The 15,592-nt window shown below is 73.0% G+C and carries 12 protein-coding genes; 6 read left to right on the plus strand and 6 right to left on the minus strand.

The genetic code is table 11. From position 1 onward, the window contains the following. The first annotated feature begins 177 nt into the window (after positions 1 to 177). Both ABT345_RS32170 and ABT345_RS32175 read left to right on the plus strand, forming a co-directional pair. Positions 178 to 1,923 (plus strand): TIGR03767 family metallophosphoesterase, encoded by a 1,746-nt coding sequence (locus ABT345_RS32170; protein WP_345084190.1) that lies wholly within the window; start codon positions 178 to 180, stop codon positions 1,921 to 1,923. Between the two features lie 109 nt (positions 1,924 to 2,032). Continuing rightward, the gene (locus ABT345_RS32175) at positions 2,033 to 2,581 is read left to right on the plus strand and encodes a GNAT family N-acetyltransferase (protein ID WP_345084187.1); all 549 of its coding nucleotides are present in this window, start codon (positions 2,033 to 2,035) and stop codon (positions 2,579 to 2,581) included. 28 nt (positions 2,582 to 2,609) lie between these two features. On the opposite strand, the gene ABT345_RS32180 is transcribed toward ABT345_RS32175, so the two are convergent. Both ABT345_RS32180 and pepN read right to left on the minus strand, forming a co-directional pair. After that, positions 2,610 to 3,620 carry a hypothetical protein gene (locus ABT345_RS32180; RefSeq protein ID WP_345084184.1) on the minus strand — a complete coding sequence of 337 codons (1,011 nt, stop codon included), beginning with the start codon at positions 3,618 to 3,620 and terminating at the stop codon, positions 2,610 to 2,612. Positions 3,621 to 3,963: 343 nt separating this feature from the next. After that, complete coding sequence (gene pepN / locus ABT345_RS32185; RefSeq protein WP_345084181.1) at positions 3,964 to 6,543, minus strand: aminopeptidase N; 2,580 nt, start codon at positions 6,541 to 6,543, stop codon at positions 3,964 to 3,966. A gap of 145 nt (positions 6,544 to 6,688) precedes the next feature. Here pepN and ABT345_RS32190 point away from each other — a divergent pair, with 145 nt between their 5' ends. After that, positions 6,689 to 7,333 (plus strand): mycothiol-dependent nitroreductase Rv2466c family protein, encoded by a 645-nt coding sequence (locus ABT345_RS32190; RefSeq protein ID WP_345084178.1) that lies wholly within the window; start codon positions 6,689 to 6,691, stop codon positions 7,331 to 7,333. A 115-nt stretch (positions 7,334 to 7,448) separates the two neighbouring features. On the opposite strand, the gene ABT345_RS32195 is transcribed toward ABT345_RS32190, so the two are convergent. The 3 genes from ABT345_RS32195 to ABT345_RS32205 form a co-directional block, all read right to left on the minus strand. Next, on the minus strand, positions 7,449 to 8,090 hold the full coding sequence (locus ABT345_RS32195) for a superoxide dismutase (RefSeq protein WP_345084175.1): 642 nt from the start codon (positions 8,088 to 8,090) through the stop codon (positions 7,449 to 7,451). Positions 8,091 to 8,288: 198 nt separating this feature from the next. Further along, positions 8,289 to 9,734, minus strand: coding sequence for an amino acid permease (locus ABT345_RS32200; protein ID WP_345084172.1), 1,446 nt, complete (start codon positions 9,732 to 9,734; stop codon positions 8,289 to 8,291). A gap of 297 nt (positions 9,735 to 10,031) precedes the next feature. After that, positions 10,032 to 11,444 (minus strand): amino acid permease, encoded by a 1,413-nt coding sequence (locus ABT345_RS32205; RefSeq protein WP_345084169.1) that lies wholly within the window; start codon positions 11,442 to 11,444, stop codon positions 10,032 to 10,034. A gap of 293 nt (positions 11,445 to 11,737) precedes the next feature. On the opposite strand from ABT345_RS32205, the gene ABT345_RS32210 reads away from it, so the two are divergent. Then, positions 11,738 to 12,334, plus strand: a complete 597-nt coding sequence (locus tag ABT345_RS32210) for a biotin transporter BioY (RefSeq protein WP_345084166.1) — start codon at positions 11,738 to 11,740, stop codon at positions 12,332 to 12,334. 104 nt (positions 12,335 to 12,438) lie between these two features. On the opposite strand, the gene ABT345_RS32215 is transcribed toward ABT345_RS32210, so the two are convergent. Continuing rightward, positions 12,439 to 13,884 carry an amino acid permease gene (locus ABT345_RS32215; RefSeq protein ID WP_345084163.1) on the minus strand — a complete coding sequence of 482 codons (1,446 nt, stop codon included), beginning with the start codon at positions 13,882 to 13,884 and terminating at the stop codon, positions 12,439 to 12,441. Between the two features lie 190 nt (positions 13,885 to 14,074). Between ABT345_RS32215 and ABT345_RS32220 the strand changes: the two genes are divergently transcribed. After that, a complete protein-coding gene (locus ABT345_RS32220) occupies positions 14,075 to 14,560 on the plus strand; it encodes a ribose-5-phosphate isomerase (RefSeq protein WP_345084160.1) in 486 nt (161 codons plus the stop codon). A 71-nt stretch (positions 14,561 to 14,631) separates the two neighbouring features. Next, entirely contained in the window at positions 14,632 to 15,450 is an 819-nt protein-coding gene (locus ABT345_RS32225; RefSeq protein ID WP_345084157.1) for an Fpg/Nei family DNA glycosylase, read from the plus strand. The last annotated feature ends 142 nt before the right edge of the window (positions 15,451 to 15,592 follow it).

Here is a 15,592-nt window from a genome sequence, read left to right on the forward strand (position 1 = left end):
CACGGCCCTCACACGGCACGGGAGCGGGCCGCGCGGCGCGGTGATCCCTGTGCGGTGATGGGCCACGGCTGTTGCGGTGGCGTTCACGCCGCCGACACCCCCGCTGCCAAGCATCCCCGGAGAGCGGGCAGTTGAGCTGCCCGGCCGCCCGCGCCCACGCAACCGGGGAGTCCGCGCATGTCCCGCACACGGTCCGCCGCCTCCGCCCTCGACCGCCGCGCCTTCCTCGCCGCCACCGGCGCGGTCGGCGCCGCCGCCGGACTCGGCCTCGCCTTCGGCGGCGGCGAGAGGCCCGCCGCTGCCGCCACACCCCCGGGCGGCCGCGCCCCCGTGGCGCCCGTCCCCGTCGACGCCCCGGCCGTGCCCCCCGTCCCCTACACCCGGGGCACCACGCTCACCTCCGTCGCCACCCCGCACGGCACCGGCGGCTACCGGCACCTCGGCGACGGCCCCGGCTGGCGGCGGCTGGTCCGCACCGAGCTGGCCGCGGCCCACCCCGGGCGCGCCCGGCGGCGCACCGCGCTCGCCTCGTTCGTGCACTTCACCGACCTGCACCTGGTCGATGTGCAGAGCCCGCTGCGGTACGAGTACCTGCGCGCCGAGACGGCCAGCGCCTGGCGGCCGCAGGAGGCGCTCTCCGTCGCCGGGGTCGTCTCGCTCATCGAGCGGGTCAACGCGCTGCCCGGCGGGCCCGCGACCGGTGCGCCCCTCGCCTTCACCATGACCACCGGCGACAACACCGACAACAACTCCCGCCTGGAGCTGGAGTGGTTCCTCACCGCCATGAGCGGCGGCCGGATCACCCCGAACTCCGGGGACCCGCGCCGCTACGAAGGCGTCCAGGACAGCGGGCTCGCCCTCTACTGGCAGCCCGGCAGCGCGCTGCGCGACGCCGACAAGCGCCTCGGCTTCCCGCGCATCGACGGTTTCCTGGACGCGGCGATCCGCCCCGTCCACAGCCCCGGGCTGCGGATGCCGTGGTACTCCACCGTCGGCAACCACGACTCCCTGCCCGGCGGCTGCTACGCGCCCGGCGACCCGTTCTTCACCGCCGTCGCCACCGGCGACCGCAAGCTGGAGACGCTCCCCGCCGACCGCGCCGCCCAGGTCTGGAAGGCCGTCCGCAAGGGCCTCGACCCGCGCGGCGAGGACTTCAAGGAGCTGCTGCGCTCCCAGGCGAAGAAGGCCCGGCACGTCACCCCGGACCCGCGGCGGGCGCCGTTCACCCGCGCCGAGTACCTGCGCGCCCACCTCGACCCGGCCCACACCGGCCCGGGCCCGCACGGCCACGGCTACACCGCCGGCCACCTCGCCGACGGGCGCCTGTACTACACCTTCCCGGTCGCCGACGACGTCCTCGGCATCAGCCTCGACACCACCGACCCGGCCGGCCACTACACCGGCTCCGTCGGCGCCGAGCAGTTCGCCTGGCTGCGCCGGACGCTGGCGGAGAACGAGCGCGGCGGCGCCCGGCACGTGCTGGTCTTCAGCCACCACACCTCCGCGACGATGGACAACACCCGCCCCGACCCGGCCCGCCCCCGCGAGAGGCGGCACACCGGCGCCGAGCTGGCCGCGCTGTTCTCCGCGCACCCGTCCATCGTCGCCTGGATCAACGGCCACAGCCACAAGAACGAGGTCACCGCCCACCCGGGCTTCTGGGAGGTCTCCACCGCCTCCCACATCGACTTCCCGCAGCTCGCCCGGGTCATCGAGCTGACCGACAACCACGACGGCACGCTGTCGCTCTTCACCACCCTCGTCGAGTCGGCGGCCCCGCACCGCGCCGACCCCGCCGACCTCTCGCAGACCGGCCTCGCCGCCCTCTACCGGGAACTGGCCGCCAACGCCCCCAAGGCCCGCAAGGACCTGGCCGGGGAGGCCACCGACCGGAACCTGGAGCTGGTGCTGCGGCGGCGGTGAGGGGGCGGTGCGCTCCGGCAGGGGCACGGTCGGGGCTTCCGCGTCCGTGGCCCGCCGCCCGTCCCGAAAATCGCTGGACACCCGGCCCGCACCGCCCTTGGCTGGCCGGATGGCCGCCACTTCGTCCGTACCCCGTCTGCACACCGCCCGTCTGCTGCTGCGCGAGTGGCGGGAGTCCGACCTCGCCCCCTGGGCGGCGATGAACGCCGATCCGGAGGTCCGCCGCCATCTGGGCGGCCCGCTCACCCGCGAGGAGAGCGACGCCTCCGTGGCCCGCTTCCGCGCCGCGTTCGCCGCGCGCGGCTACGGCTGGTGGGCGGTCGAGGAGCAGGCGGGCGGCGCGTTCCTCGGCTTCGCCGGGTTCGACCTGGTCGAGGAGGGGAGCCTGCCCTTCCACGGCGTGGAGGTCGGCTGGCGGCTGGCCCGCCACGCCTGGGGCCACGGCTACGCCACCGAGGCCGGCCGCGCCTGCCTCGACTTCGGCTTCACCACGCTCGGCCTGACCGAGATCCTGGCGCTGACCACCGCCGCCAACACCCGCTCCCGCGCCGTGATGGAACGCCTCGGCATGGTCCGCGACCCGGCCGACGACTACACCGACCCCACCGTCCCCGAGGGCCCGCTGCGGGCCGGGGTCTGCTACCGGATCCGCGCCTGAGCGGTGCGGGGCCCGGGCCCGCGGTGCGCTACCGCGGCGCGATCACCACCGTCGCCGGGTCCCGGTCGCCCGCCGCCATCAGGGCCGTACGCATCACGACCGCCTGCTCGGCGGGGGCGCGGCGCAGGCCCTCGGGGGTGCAGCGGACCACCGTGATGCCCAGCAGGTCCAGCCGCTCGCGCTTACGGGTCCAGGCCGCGCCGGGCAGCGTGCCGTCGCCGTCGGGCGCCGCCGTGTCGATCTCCACCGCGACCGCCTCGGCGGGCCAGTACGCGTCCACCCCGCCCAGGTGCGGGCCGTCCGGCAGCCGCAGCCCGACGTTCCACAGCGGGTCCGGCAGTCCGTGGTCGCGGACCAGCGCGTAGAGCCGGTCCTCGGCGCGGGCCCGGTCCCCGGCCAGCAGCAGCGCCACCGTGTCCACCACGTGCGGGCGCTCCGCCAGCCGCGCCCGGCGCAGCTCGCCGACGACCGTGGCCGCCTCGGCGTGCCCGTCGCGCACCGCCTCCGTCACCAGGTGCCGCACCGCCGCCGCGTCCGTCAGCGTCGCCACCGTGTCGGCGAGCGCCCGCGCCACCGGGGCGACCGGCAGCCCGTCGACCTCCTCGGCCCCGGGCAGCTCCGCGGACCGCACGACCCGCGCGAAACCGGCCGAGGGCAGCCGCCGGCCGTGGCCCACCAGGACGTGCAGCCGGTTGAGCGAGGGCAGCGGGGGAGCGGCGGCGACGCCGTGCAGCGCCAGCGCCGCCGGGCCGGTCAGCATCGCCCGCGCGCCCGGCCGCACCCCGCCGCCCTGGCAGGGGACCGACGGGCCGCGCTCCGTCGCGTAGAGCACGGCGGCGCGCAGCCGCTCCTCGGTGGACGGCGGCCCCGGGTGCAGCAGGTACACGCCGGGCAGCACCTCGCGCCAGGGGCCGCCGGGGCGGCAGCGTCCGGCGGTCTCGGCGGCCGTGACGCCGCGCTCGCGCAACCGGTGCGCGGTGACCAGCGGGCTGCCGGCGTCGGTGCGGGGGAGCGGGGAGAGCGGGGTGTCCTGGGTCATGCCCGGCACTTTTCCCGTGCGCGGGGCGCCCGCTCACGGTTGTTACACACCTGTGGCAGGAAGCGGACAACTCCGTTCAGATGGACGGGTGTTCGGTCCGGGGGATGTTCGGGGCGGCGGGGGAGCGGCAGGGGGACGCGGGACGGGCCGGGGGCCCACGCCGCGTCCGGCCCTGCGCCGGGTCCGGACGCGAGCCACGCCCCGACGCCGGGCCGGACGCGAGCCACGCCCCGACGCCGGACCGGACGCGAGCCACGCCCCGGCACCGAGCCGGACACCGAGCCGGCCCCGCCGCAGGCCACCGGCCCGCCGCGGTCCGGCCCGGTCCGGCCCGGCCGGGAGGTCACCCCCGGGCGCCCGCCGCCGCGTCGCAGGCCCGGGCCCGCAGCGCCCGTGCCAGGTCGTCGCGCTGCTCCGACACCAGGCGGCGCAGCGCCGGTGCGGCGTCCGCGTGGCCCGTCAGCCAGGCGTCGGTGGCGTCCAGCGTGGCCTGCTCGATCTGCCAGAACGGGAAGAGCCCGCGGACCACGGCCATGCCGATCTCGATCGACCGCTCCTGCCAGATCCGCTCGATCGCCGCGAAGTACCGCTCGCCGTACGGCGCCAGCAGCTCGCTCTGGCCGGGCCGGGCGAAGCCGCTGATGGTGGCCTCCACCAGCGCGTTGGACAGGGTGTCCGACTCCACCACGTCCGCCCACGCCCGCGCCTTGACGCCGGCGTCCGGGCGGGCGGCCAGGCAGCGGACCTGGTGCCGCTTGCCGGACGCGGTGTCGTCGCGGGACAGCTCGGCCTCGACGGCGGCGGCGTCGGCCGCGTCCTGCGACGCCAGCGACGCCAGGAACGTCCAGCGCAGCTCCTGGTCCACGTCGAGACCGTCGATCCGCGCGGTGCCGTCCAGCAGTCCGCGCAGCAGCTGCAGGTCGGACGGCTGGGTGGCGACCGCGGCGAAGTGGCGGGCCCAGGCCAGCTGGTGGTCGCTGCCCGGCGCCGCGAGCCGCAGCTCGTGCAGCGCGCCCTCGGCCAGCGCCCGGGTCGCGGCCTCCCGGTGCTCCGGCGCGGTGTACGACTGCAGCGCCGTCTGCGCCTGCCCGTGCAGCGTCTGGAGCACGCCGATGTCGCTCTCCCGCCCGGCGAACCGCAGCACCAGGTCCAGGTAGTCGCGGGCCGGCATCAGCCCGTCGCGGGTCAGCCCCCACACCGCCGCCCAGCACAGGGCGCGGGCCATGGGGTCGGTGAGGTCGCCCAGGCGGGCGCGGAGGGTGTCGAGCGAGCCCTCGTCGAAGCGGATCTTGCAGTACGTCAGGTCCTCGTCGTTGACCAGGATCAGCTCGGGCCGCTCGGCGCCCGCCAGCTCCGTGACGACGGTGTGCGGCCCCGCGACGTCGACCTCGGCGCGGGCGTAGCGCACCAGCGAACCGGTCGCGTCCTCGCGCCGGTAGAGGCCGACCGCCACCCGGTGCGGCCGCAGCTCCGGGTGGGAGGCGGCGGCTTCCTGGAGGACGGCCAGCTCGGTGATGCGGTCCTGGGCGTCATAGGTGACCTGCGGGGTCAGCGCGTTGACCCCGGCGGTCTGCAGCCAGGCGCGCGACCAGGCGGCCATGTCGCGGCCGGAGGTCTCCTCCAGCACCGACAGCAGATCGGTCAGCCGGGTGTTGCCGTAGGCGTGCCGCTTGAAGTAGCGGCGGGCGCCCTCCAGGAACGCGTCCCGCCCCGCGTACGCCACCAGCTGCTTGAGGACGGAGGCGCCCTTGGCGTACGTGATGCCGTCGAAGTTGAGCTTGGCGTCCTCCAGGTCACGGATGTCGGCGGTGACCGGGTGGGTGGAGGGCAGCTGGTCGGCGCGGTAGGCCCAGGCCTTGCGGTTGTTGGCGAAGGTGATCCAGCCGCCCTCGAAGCGCGTCGCCTCCACCAGCGACAGCGCGCCCATGAAGTCCGCGAACGACTCCTTGAGCCACAGGTCGTCCCACCACTCCATGGTGACGAGGTCGCCGAACCACATGTGCGCCATCTCGTGCAGGATGACGTTGGCCCGGCGCTCGTACGCCGCGTCGGTGACCTTGCCGCGGAAGACGAACTCCTCGCGGAACGTCACGCACCCCGGGTTCTCCATCGCCCCGATGTTGTACTCCGGGACGAACGCCTGGTCGTACTTGCCGAACGGGTACGGGTAGTCGAAGTGGTCGTGGAAGAAGTCCAGGCCCTGCTTGGTGACGGTGAAGACGTCGTCCGCGTCGAAGTGCTTGGCCAGCCCCTTGCGGCAGAGCGCGCCCAGCGGGACGGTCAGCTCCGTGCCGTCCTCGAACGTCCGCCGGTAGGTGTCGCGCTCGTAGTGGTAGGGACCGGCGACCACCGCGGTGATGTAGGTGGAGATCGGCCGGGTCGTCGCGAAGCGGTGGCGGCCGCCGGACGGCTCGCCCTCCTCGGCGCCGTTGCTGAGCACCAGCCACTCCTCGGGCGCGGTCACCTCGAAGGTGAACGGCGCCTTGAGGTCGGGCTGTTCGAAGTTGGCGAAGACCCGGCGGGCGTCGGCGGGTTCGTACTGCGTGTAGAGGTAGACCTCGCCGTCCTCGGGGTCCACGAAGCGGTGCAGCCCCTCGCCGGTGCGGCTGTAGGCGCACTGCGCGTCGACGGTCAGGGTGTTCTCCGCCGCGAGGTCCGCGAGCGTGATGCGGGTGCCGTCGAAGACCGCCGACGGGTCCAGGACCGTGCCGTTCAGCGTCACCGACGTCACCGACGGCGCCAGCAGATCCGCGAAGGTGGTGGCGCCCGGCTCGGCGCAGCGGAAGCGGATCGTGGTCAGCGAGCGGAAGGTGTCCTCCCCCTTCACCGCCGACCGGACGTCCAGCGCCACGTCGTACCCGTCGACGCTCAGCAGCCGTCCGCGCTCGTGGGCCTCGTCCCGGGACAGATTCTCACCTGGCACGCTCTGACTCCTTCGTCCTGTTCGTCGTCTTCTTCCGGTTCCGTGGTCCACCGGTCGAACACGGGAATCATGGCACGCCCGATCTCTGTTGAAGCGGGCGCCGACCGGCGCATGCCACGGCACCCACCGCACCCGAGGAGAGTCTGTGTCCGACACCGCGAAGACCCCCGCCGACTTCTGGTTCGATCCGCTGTGCCCCTGGGCCTGGATGACCTCCCGTTGGATGCTGGAGGTGGAGAAGCTCCGCCCCATCGAGGTCCGCTGGCACGTCATGAGCCTCGCGGTGCTCAACGAGAACCGCCTCGACGAACTCCCGCCGGAGTACGCCGAGGCGATGCGGCCCGGCGGCTTCTCCTGGGCCCCGGTGCGCGTCTGCATCGCCGCCGAGCAGCGCTTCGGCAGCGAGGTCCTCGGCCCGCTCTACACCGCCCTCGGCACCCGTATGCACAACGAGGGCATGGGCCGCGACCGCGCCGCGATCACGGCCGCCCTCGCCGACGCGGGGCTGCCCGCCGAGCTGATCGACGCCGCGGACTCGGATGCGTACGACACCGCGCTGCGCGCCTCCCACAAGGAGGGCATCGAGCTGGTCGGCCAGGACGTCGGCACGCCGGTCATCGCGGTGCCCGGCGCGGACGGCGAGCAGATCGCGTTCTTCGGCCCGGTCGTCACGCCCGCCCCCAAGGGCGAGGAGGCCGCCAAGCTGTGGGACGGCACCCTGATGGTCGCCTCCGTCCCCGGCTTCTACGAGATCAAGCGGACCCGCACGGCCGGTCCGGTCTTCGACTGACGCCCCCGGGCATGGGCAGGGCCCCGCGAGTCACGTCCTCGCGGGGCCCTGCCGTTTATCCGCCTGCCGGGTGAAGGTTGAGAAGACGATCACGAGGCAGGACGCATGAGGGGTGTCACGGCGCCAGCAGCAGCGTGTTGGCGCGCTCCTTGGCGGCGGCGTAGCGCTTGGCCACGTCCTGCCAGTTGACGACCTGCCACATCGCCTCGATGAAGTCGACCTTCTGGTTCTTGTACTGCAGGTAGAAGGCGTGCTCCCAGGCATCGAAGACCAGGATCGGCACGGAGCCCTGGCCGACGTTGCCCTGGTGGTCGTAGATCTGCTCGACGATCAGCCGGCCGCTGACCGGCTCGTAGGCGAGCACGCCCCAGCCGGAGCCCTGCGTGGTGGCGGCGGCCTTCGTCAGCTGCGCCTTGAAGCCCGCGTACGAGCCGAAGCTCTCGGCGATGGCGTCGGCCAGCTCGCCCACGCCGTCCTTGGCGTCCGGCTCGCCGCCGCCGTCACCGCTCATGTTGTGCCAGTAGATGCTGTGCAGGATGTGCCCGGAGAGGTGGAACGCGAGGTTCTTCTCCAGCCCGTTGATGCCGCCCCACTGCTCCTTGTCGCGGGCCTCGGCGAGCTGCTCCAGGGTGTCGTTCGCACCCTTCACATAGGCCGCGTGGTGCTTGTCGTGGTGCAGCTCGATGATCTCGGGGCTGATGACCGGGGCCAGCGCCGAGTAGTCGTAGGGGAGCTCCGGAAGGGTGTAGGTCGCCATGTGCCCAGCCTCTCCAACTGCTTACGCCTTCTTATTGCAACAGGGAGCTATTGCAATTGGTGTGCAAGAACGTTCGCTACGCTACCAGCCGGGGTGATCACCGGCGCGGCAAGGGCGGGGCGTCTGGTCCCAAAGACGGAGGCGGGGCCAGACCCCCGGAGGAGTCCCGCCCCGCCTCGCGCGGTGCGTGCGGTCCGGTCAGCCGGCCGCGGGCCGCTCGCCCTCCACGGGCGTACGGCCCAGCTTCGAGCGCAGCAGCCCGATCACGGCCAGCACCAGCGCGAACCCGCCGGTGAACAGCAGCTGGATGCGCTGGTTCTCATCGCGCAGCATCAGCAGCAGCACCGCCGCGATACCGGCCAGCGCCACCCAGGTCAGGAACGGGAACGCCCACATCTTCACGACCAGCTTCTCGGGCGCCTCCCGCTCCAGCTGCCGGCGCATCCGCAGCTGGGCGGCGGCGATGAAGCCCCACACCACCAGCACCGCGGCGCCGACCATGTTGAGCAGCCACTGGAAGACCGTCGTCGGCCACCAGAAGCTGAAGAGCACCGCGAGGAAGCCGAACGCCGAGCAGAGCACCACCGCGCGGCGCGGCACCCCGCCGCTGACCTTGCCGAGGAACGCCGGACCCTGCCCGCGCGAGGTCAGCGAGAACGCCATCCGCGACGAGCCGTAGATGTTGGCGTTCATCGCGGACAGCAGCGCCACCAGGATGACCACGTTCATGATCTGCCCGGCCGCCGGGATGTCCAGGTAGTCGAGGACGGCGACGTAGGGGCCGCTCTTGGTGATGGAGGGCTCGCTCCACGGGATGACGGTGACGATGATCGCCATCGAGCCGACGTAGAAGAGGGCGATCCGCCACATCGCGGTCCGCACCGCCCGTGCCACACCGCGCACCGGGTCCTTCGACTCGGCGGCGGCGATCGTCACCGTCTCCAGACCGCCGTACGCGAAGACCGACGCGAGCAGGCCGACCATCAGGCCGTCCACGCCCTTGGGCAGGAAGCCGCCGTCGCCGGTGAGGTGGGAGGCGCCCGGCGCGGCGGTGCCCGGCAGCGCGCCGAAGATCGCCAGCAGGCCCAGGATCAGGAAGATGCCGATCGCGGCGACCTTCAGGGCGGCGAACCAGAACTCGAACTCACCGAAGTTGCTGACCGCCGCGAGGTTGGTGCCGCAGAAGATCACCATGAAGAGCAGCACCCACATCCACGTCTGGGTGCCCGGGAACCACTGCGTCATGATGCCCGCCGCGCCGATCGCCTCGGCGGCCACCGCCACGCACAGCAGCGCGGTGAACATCCAGCCCGCGGTGAACCCGGCCCACGGCCCGATCGACCGCCCGGCGTGCACCGAGAACGAGCCGGACGCCGGGTTGGCCGCGGCCATCTCACCCAGCATCCGCATGATCAGCATGACCAGCGCGCCGGACACCGCGTAGGCGAGCACGATCGACGGCCCGGCGGCGGCGATGCCCGCACCGGAGCCGACGAACAGCCCCGCGCCGATCACCCCGCCCAGGGCGATCATCGACAGATGGCGCTGCTTGAGGCCGTTGGACAGCGGGGTGCCGCCGTCGCCTCCCTGGCCCGCGTCGGACCGCTCGCGCGCGGTCGCGGCGGACGGAGGTATCCCATTCATGTCGTACCTGTCCCAGTGGTGAGAGCGGAGCGGAACCTGCGTTCTCCCGGGGCTGCGACCTGTACGCCTCCGCCGCCGACCCCCGGCCCCCCGCCCGCGACGGCAGGCGCGCACGGCCCTGCGCATGGCGCGTAAACGAGGGGTCCTCGGTGAAGCGCGCTCAGTTTGGGCGTCGGTGTCCGCTCAGGGCAACAGGCATGCAGCGAATGTTCGGTATTCAGACGCGATCGTGACCGTCCGTGTCCAGGTCATCGTGGTATGCCACCACAAGGCCCCACATGGCGGCAGAACTCCGCCTCAGCGCCGGTACGGCCGCCCGCGCACTTCCCGGACCCCGGCGACCAACAGGACCAGCGCGGTGGCCCCCGCCGACCACAGCAGCTGCGGCCGCGCGGTGGCGTCCCTGAGCATCAGCACCAGCACCGCGGCCATCCCCGCCAGTGCGGCCCAGGTCAGATAGGGGAACGCCCACATCCGCAAGGTCAGCTTCTCCGGCGCCTCCTGCTCGATCCGCCGTCGCAGCCGCAGCTGCGAGACGGCGATCAGCGCCCAGACGAAGAGCAGCACCGCGCCGACCGCGTTCAGCAGATAGAGGAAAACCGAATCCGGCCACTCGAGATTCAGCAGCACCGACACGAAGCCGAACGCCACCGACGCCAGCACCGCCCGCCGCGGCACCCCGCCGCCCGCCACCGTCAGCAGCCCGCGCGGTGCCTCGCCCCGCTCCGCCAGCGAGAAGATCATCCGGGAGGCGCCGTAGAGGTTGGCGTTCAGCGCCGACAGCAGCGCCACGAACACCACGATGTTCATGATCAGCCCGGCGCCCGGGATCCCGATGTGGTCGAGCACCGCGACATACGGGCTCTTCCCCGGCACCAGCTTCGACCACGGCAGCAGCGTGACGATCACCAGCATCGAGCCGACGTAGAAGAAGAGGATGCGCCACACCGCGCTGCGCACCGCCCGGCCCACCGCGCGCGCCGGATCGTCCGACTCCGCCGCCGCGATGGTGACGACCTCCAGACCGCCGAACGCGAACACCACCGCCAGCACCCCGGAGACCACCCCGGACCAGCCGCGCGGCAGGAAGCCGCCCTGACCGGTCAGATTGGCCAGCCCCACCGGCTCGGTGTCCGGCAGCACCCCGAAGATCGCCAGCAGGCTCAGCACCAGGAAGAGCACGATCGCGGTGACCTTCAGCGTGGCGAACCAGAACTCGAACTCGCCGAAGTTCTTCACCGCGGCGAGATTGGCGCCGGTGAACACCACCATGAACAGGAGCACCCAGCCCCACTGCGGCACCGCCGGCACCCAGCCGTGCGCGATCTGCGCCGCGCCCGTCGCCTCCACGGCGAGCACCACGACCAGCAGGAACCAGTACAGCCAGCCGACGCTGAACCCGGCCCAGCGGCCCAGCGCCCGCTCCGCGTGCACCGAGAACGCCCCGGACGCGGGCATCGCCGCCGACATCTCGCCCAGCATCCGCATGATCAGCATCGCCAGCGCCCCGGCGATCAGGTACGACACCGTGATGCCGGGCCCGGCCACGGCGATGCCCGCACCGGAGCCGACGAACAGCCCGGCGCCGATCACCCCGCCCAGCCCCAGCATCGTCAGATGACGCTGCTTGAGCCCCCCGGAGAGCGGTTCCCGCTCCCCGGCCCCCTCTCCGAGCGGAGGATTCCCGGAGGAGGGTGGTGCGTCGTGCATGGCTCGTACTCTCACGCGGTGCGGGGCCCCGCACGCGCGCGGCCTTGGTCCTTCACAGTTTCCCCGCCCCGGCGACCACCGCAAAACGCGCGCCCGTCAGGTGACGAGCATCACGTGACCTGCGAAAAGGCTCCGAGAGGCGGCCGTGCCCGGCGGGGCGGGGGGTTGTTCGGAACTCTCCAAGCAGCCCGGCGCCGCTTTGTCGCCGCCACACGATGATCGCGGTGGCCGGGCTGGACTAACGTCCATCGGGTCCGACCTGTCCGTATCTCTTAGACCTTCGCGGAGTTCTGATGAGCACTGCCGCTCTCACCCGTCCCGGTGCGGTCCTCGCCGATCTGCTGCCCGCCGCCACCGCCTCCCGCGCCCGCGTCCGTGACGCCGCGCTGGTCGCCGGGGGTGCCGTCCTCACCGGCGTCGCCGCCCAGATCGCCCTGCCGATACCGGGCTCCCCGGTGCCGGTGACCGGCCAGACGTTCGCCGCGCTGCTGGTGGGCACCGCGCTCGGCGCCCGCCGCGGCCTCGCCTCCCTCGCGCTGTACGCGGCGGTCGGCATGGCGGGCGTGCCGTGGTTCGCGGAGGGCAAGTCCGGCCCCGGCGGCGCCACCTTCGGCTACGTCCTGGGCATGCTGCTGGCCTCCGTCGTCGTCGGCGCGCTGGCCCGCCGCGGCGGCGACCGGGGCGCGCTGCGCACCGCCGGGACGATGGCCGCGGGCACCGCCGTGATCTACGCCGTCGGCGTCCCCTACCTCGCGCTGAGCGCCGGCATCTCCCTCGGCCAGGCGCTCGCCGTCGGCATGGTGCCGTTCCTGATCGGCGACGCCCTGAAGGCGGCCCTGGCGATGGGCGCCCTGCCCACCGCCTGGAAGCTGGCCGGCCGCCGCGGCTGACACCGGGCACACGAACGGGCCGGGCCCCGCACTCACCCAGGTGGTGACTGCGGGGCCCGGCCCGTTCCCCGTCTCCGTGCCTCCGTGCCGTACGCGCCCGGGGGCTACGTACGGTCCGCGGTCTGCGCGGGAGCGGCCTGGGGCGCCTCGGCGGGCGTGGCCTGCGCCGGCACGGCGGCGGCCTCGCGGGGACGGCGGCGGTCCAGGATCAGGCCGACGGCGAGGACGACCACGGCGGCGACGACGGACAGGACCATCTGCTTGCGGCCGTCCGGGTCGTAGAACATGTAGCCCACGACGAAGAGGATCAGCGCGATCGTCGCGTACGTCAGCCACGGGTACAGCCACATCCGGACCGTCAGCCGCTCCGGCATCTCCTTCTCGATGACCTTGCGCATCCGCAGCTGCGAGAAGCAGATGACCAGCCACACGAAGAGCGCGACGGCGCCCGAGGAGTTCAGCAGGAACTGGAAGATGGTGTCCGGCGAGGTGTAGCTGAAGATCGTCGCGACGAAGCCGAAGGCCACCGACGCCCAGATCGCCACGGCCGGCACGCCGCCCTTGTTGACCTTCGCGAACGCCTTCGGCGCGTCCCCGCGCTCACCCAGCGAGAAGGCCATCCGGGACGCGGTGTACAGACCCGAGTTGAGACAGGACAGCACCGCCGTCAGCACGACGACGTCCATCACGGTGCCCGCGTACGGGATGTCCAGCGACTCCAGCACGGCCACGTACGGGCTCGCGTCCAGCTTCGGGTCGTTCCACGGCAGCAGCGTCACGATGACCGCGATCGAGCCGAGGTAGAAGAGCGCGATCCGCCAGATGACGCTGTTGACGGCCTGCCGCACGGCCTTCACCGGGTTCGGCGACTCGCTGGCCGCCAGGGTGACGATCTCGCTGCCCATGAAGGAGAAGACCACCAGCAGCATGCCGGAGAGGATCGCCCCGGGGCCGTTCGGCAGGAAGCCGCCCTGACCGGTGAAGTTGCTCAGCCCGACCGCGTGGTCGCCCGGGGGCAGACCGAAGATGGCCAGCGCGCCGACGATGATGAAGACGACGATGGCGACGACCTTGATACCGGCGAACCAGAACTCGAACTCGCCGAACGAGCCGACGGAGATCAGGTTGGTGCCGGTCAGCACGATCATGACCAACAGTGCCCACGCCCACTGCGGGACGGCGGGGACCCAATTGGTGAGGATCGCGGCAGCGGCGGTCGCCTCGACGGCCAGCACGACCGACCAGAAGAACCAGTACAGCCAGCCGATGGTGAACCCGGCCCAGCGGCCGAGCGCACGGTCCGCGTACGCGGAGAACGAACCGGACGTGGGGGAGGCCGCGGCCATCTCACCCAGCATCCGCATGACGAGCACGACCAGAAGTCCGGTCAGTGCGTAGGAGAGGAGAATGCCCGGTCCGGCGGCCTTGATACCGGCTCCGGACCCGACGAACAGTCCGGCTCCGATGACGCCACCGATGGCGATCATCGACAGATGCCGGTTCTTGAGTCCTGCCTGAAGCCCGTCCGTGGTAGGCGGGTGCGTGCCCATGTGCACCGTCCTTCAGTGGTTCTCGGTTTCGAGTCCCCGCATTAGACAGGCGATACCGACCGCTTAGGAAGATCCGACTCCGGATCGTTGCCGTTCCTGTTCAGCTGTATGAAGAGTGGCTGAAACCTCCCCGCCATATGTACGAAGACCCGGGGCCACGAAGCCGCATTCCGCATGCCACACTCATGCCATGCGCGTGTATCTCGGCTCCGACCATGCCGGTTTCGACCTCAAGAACCACCTCGTCGACTGGCTCAAGGCCCACGGCCACGAGCCCGTCGACTGCGGTCCCCACATCTACGACGCCCAGGACGACTACCCCCCGTTCTGCCTCCGTGCAGCTGAGCGGACCGCCGCCGACGCCGACGCCCTCGGCATCGTGATCGGCGGCTCCGGCAACGGCGAGCAGATCGCCGCCAACAAGGTCAAGGGCGTCCGGGCCGCACTGGCCTGGAGCGAGGAGACCGCGAAGCTGGGCCGCGAGCACAACGACGCAAACGTGATTTCCGTCGGTGGCCGGATGCATACCCTTGAGGAGGCGACCAAGTTCGTCGAGATCTTCCTCGCCACCCCGTACTCCGGCGAGGAGCGTCACACCCGCCGCATCGAGATGCTCTCGGCGTACGAGACCACCGGCGAACTCCCCCCGATCCCGGCCCACCACCCCCAGGGCTGACCGCCCCCAGGACGCCGCCCGCTTCCCCGGCCGCCGGGGGAGCGGGCGCACCCATTCGAAGGACGCACCGCATGCCCGAGGGCCACACCATCCACCGCCTCGCCCTCGACCACCGCGAGCGCTTCGCGGGCGAGACGGTCCGCGCGAGCAGCCCGCAGGGCCGGTTCGCCGCCGGGGCGGCGCTCGTCGACGGCCGGGTCCTGGAGCGCGCCGAGGCCCACGGCAAGCACCTCTTCCTCGGCTTCGGGCCCGCCGGCTGGATCCACATCCACCTCGGCCTCTTCGGCAAGCTCGGCTTCGGCACCGCCCCCGCCCCGCCCGCCGCCGACACCGTCCGCCTCCGCCTCGCCACCGGCGAACACCACGCCGACCTGCGCGGACCCACCGCCTGCGCGCTGATCACCGACGCCGAGAAGCAGGCGATACACGACCGCCTCGGCCCCGATCCGCTGCGCCCCGGGGACGACGGCGAACGGGCCTGGCGCCGCATCTCCCGCAGCCGCACCACCGTCGCCGCGCTCCTCCTCGACCAGAAGGTCGTCGCGGGTGTCGGCAACGTCTACCGCGCCGAGGTCCTCTTCCGCCGCGGCATCGACCCGTACCTGCCCGGCCGGGCCCTCGCCCGCGACGACTGGGACGCGATCTGGGCCGACCTCGCCGCCCTGATGCGCGAGGGCGTGCGCCACAACCGGATCGACACCGTCCGGCCCGAGCACCTGCCCGAGGCGATGGGCCGCCCGCCGCGCGTCGACGACCACGGCGGCGAGGTGTACGTCTACCGCCGCGCCCACCAGCCCTGCCACCTGTGCGCCACCGAGATCCGCACCGCCGACCTGGCGGCCCGCAACCTCTTCTGGTGCCCGCGCTGCCAGCCGGCGCACGGCGGCTGAGCACGGCGTGCGCGGGCCGGGCCGCGCCCGGGCCGTGGGGCGGGGCCGCGGCGGACTCAGGGCCCGGGGGCAGGGCCCCGGCGGACGCAGGCCCCCGGCGGACGCAGGCCCCCCTCGGCGGCCGCCGGCCCCCGCCCCGCCC

Origin of the sequence: Streptomyces sp. NPDC000404, assembly GCF_040300365.1 — a bacterium.
GTDB lineage: Bacteria > Actinomycetota > Actinomycetes > Streptomycetales > Streptomycetaceae > Streptomyces > Streptomyces ramulosus.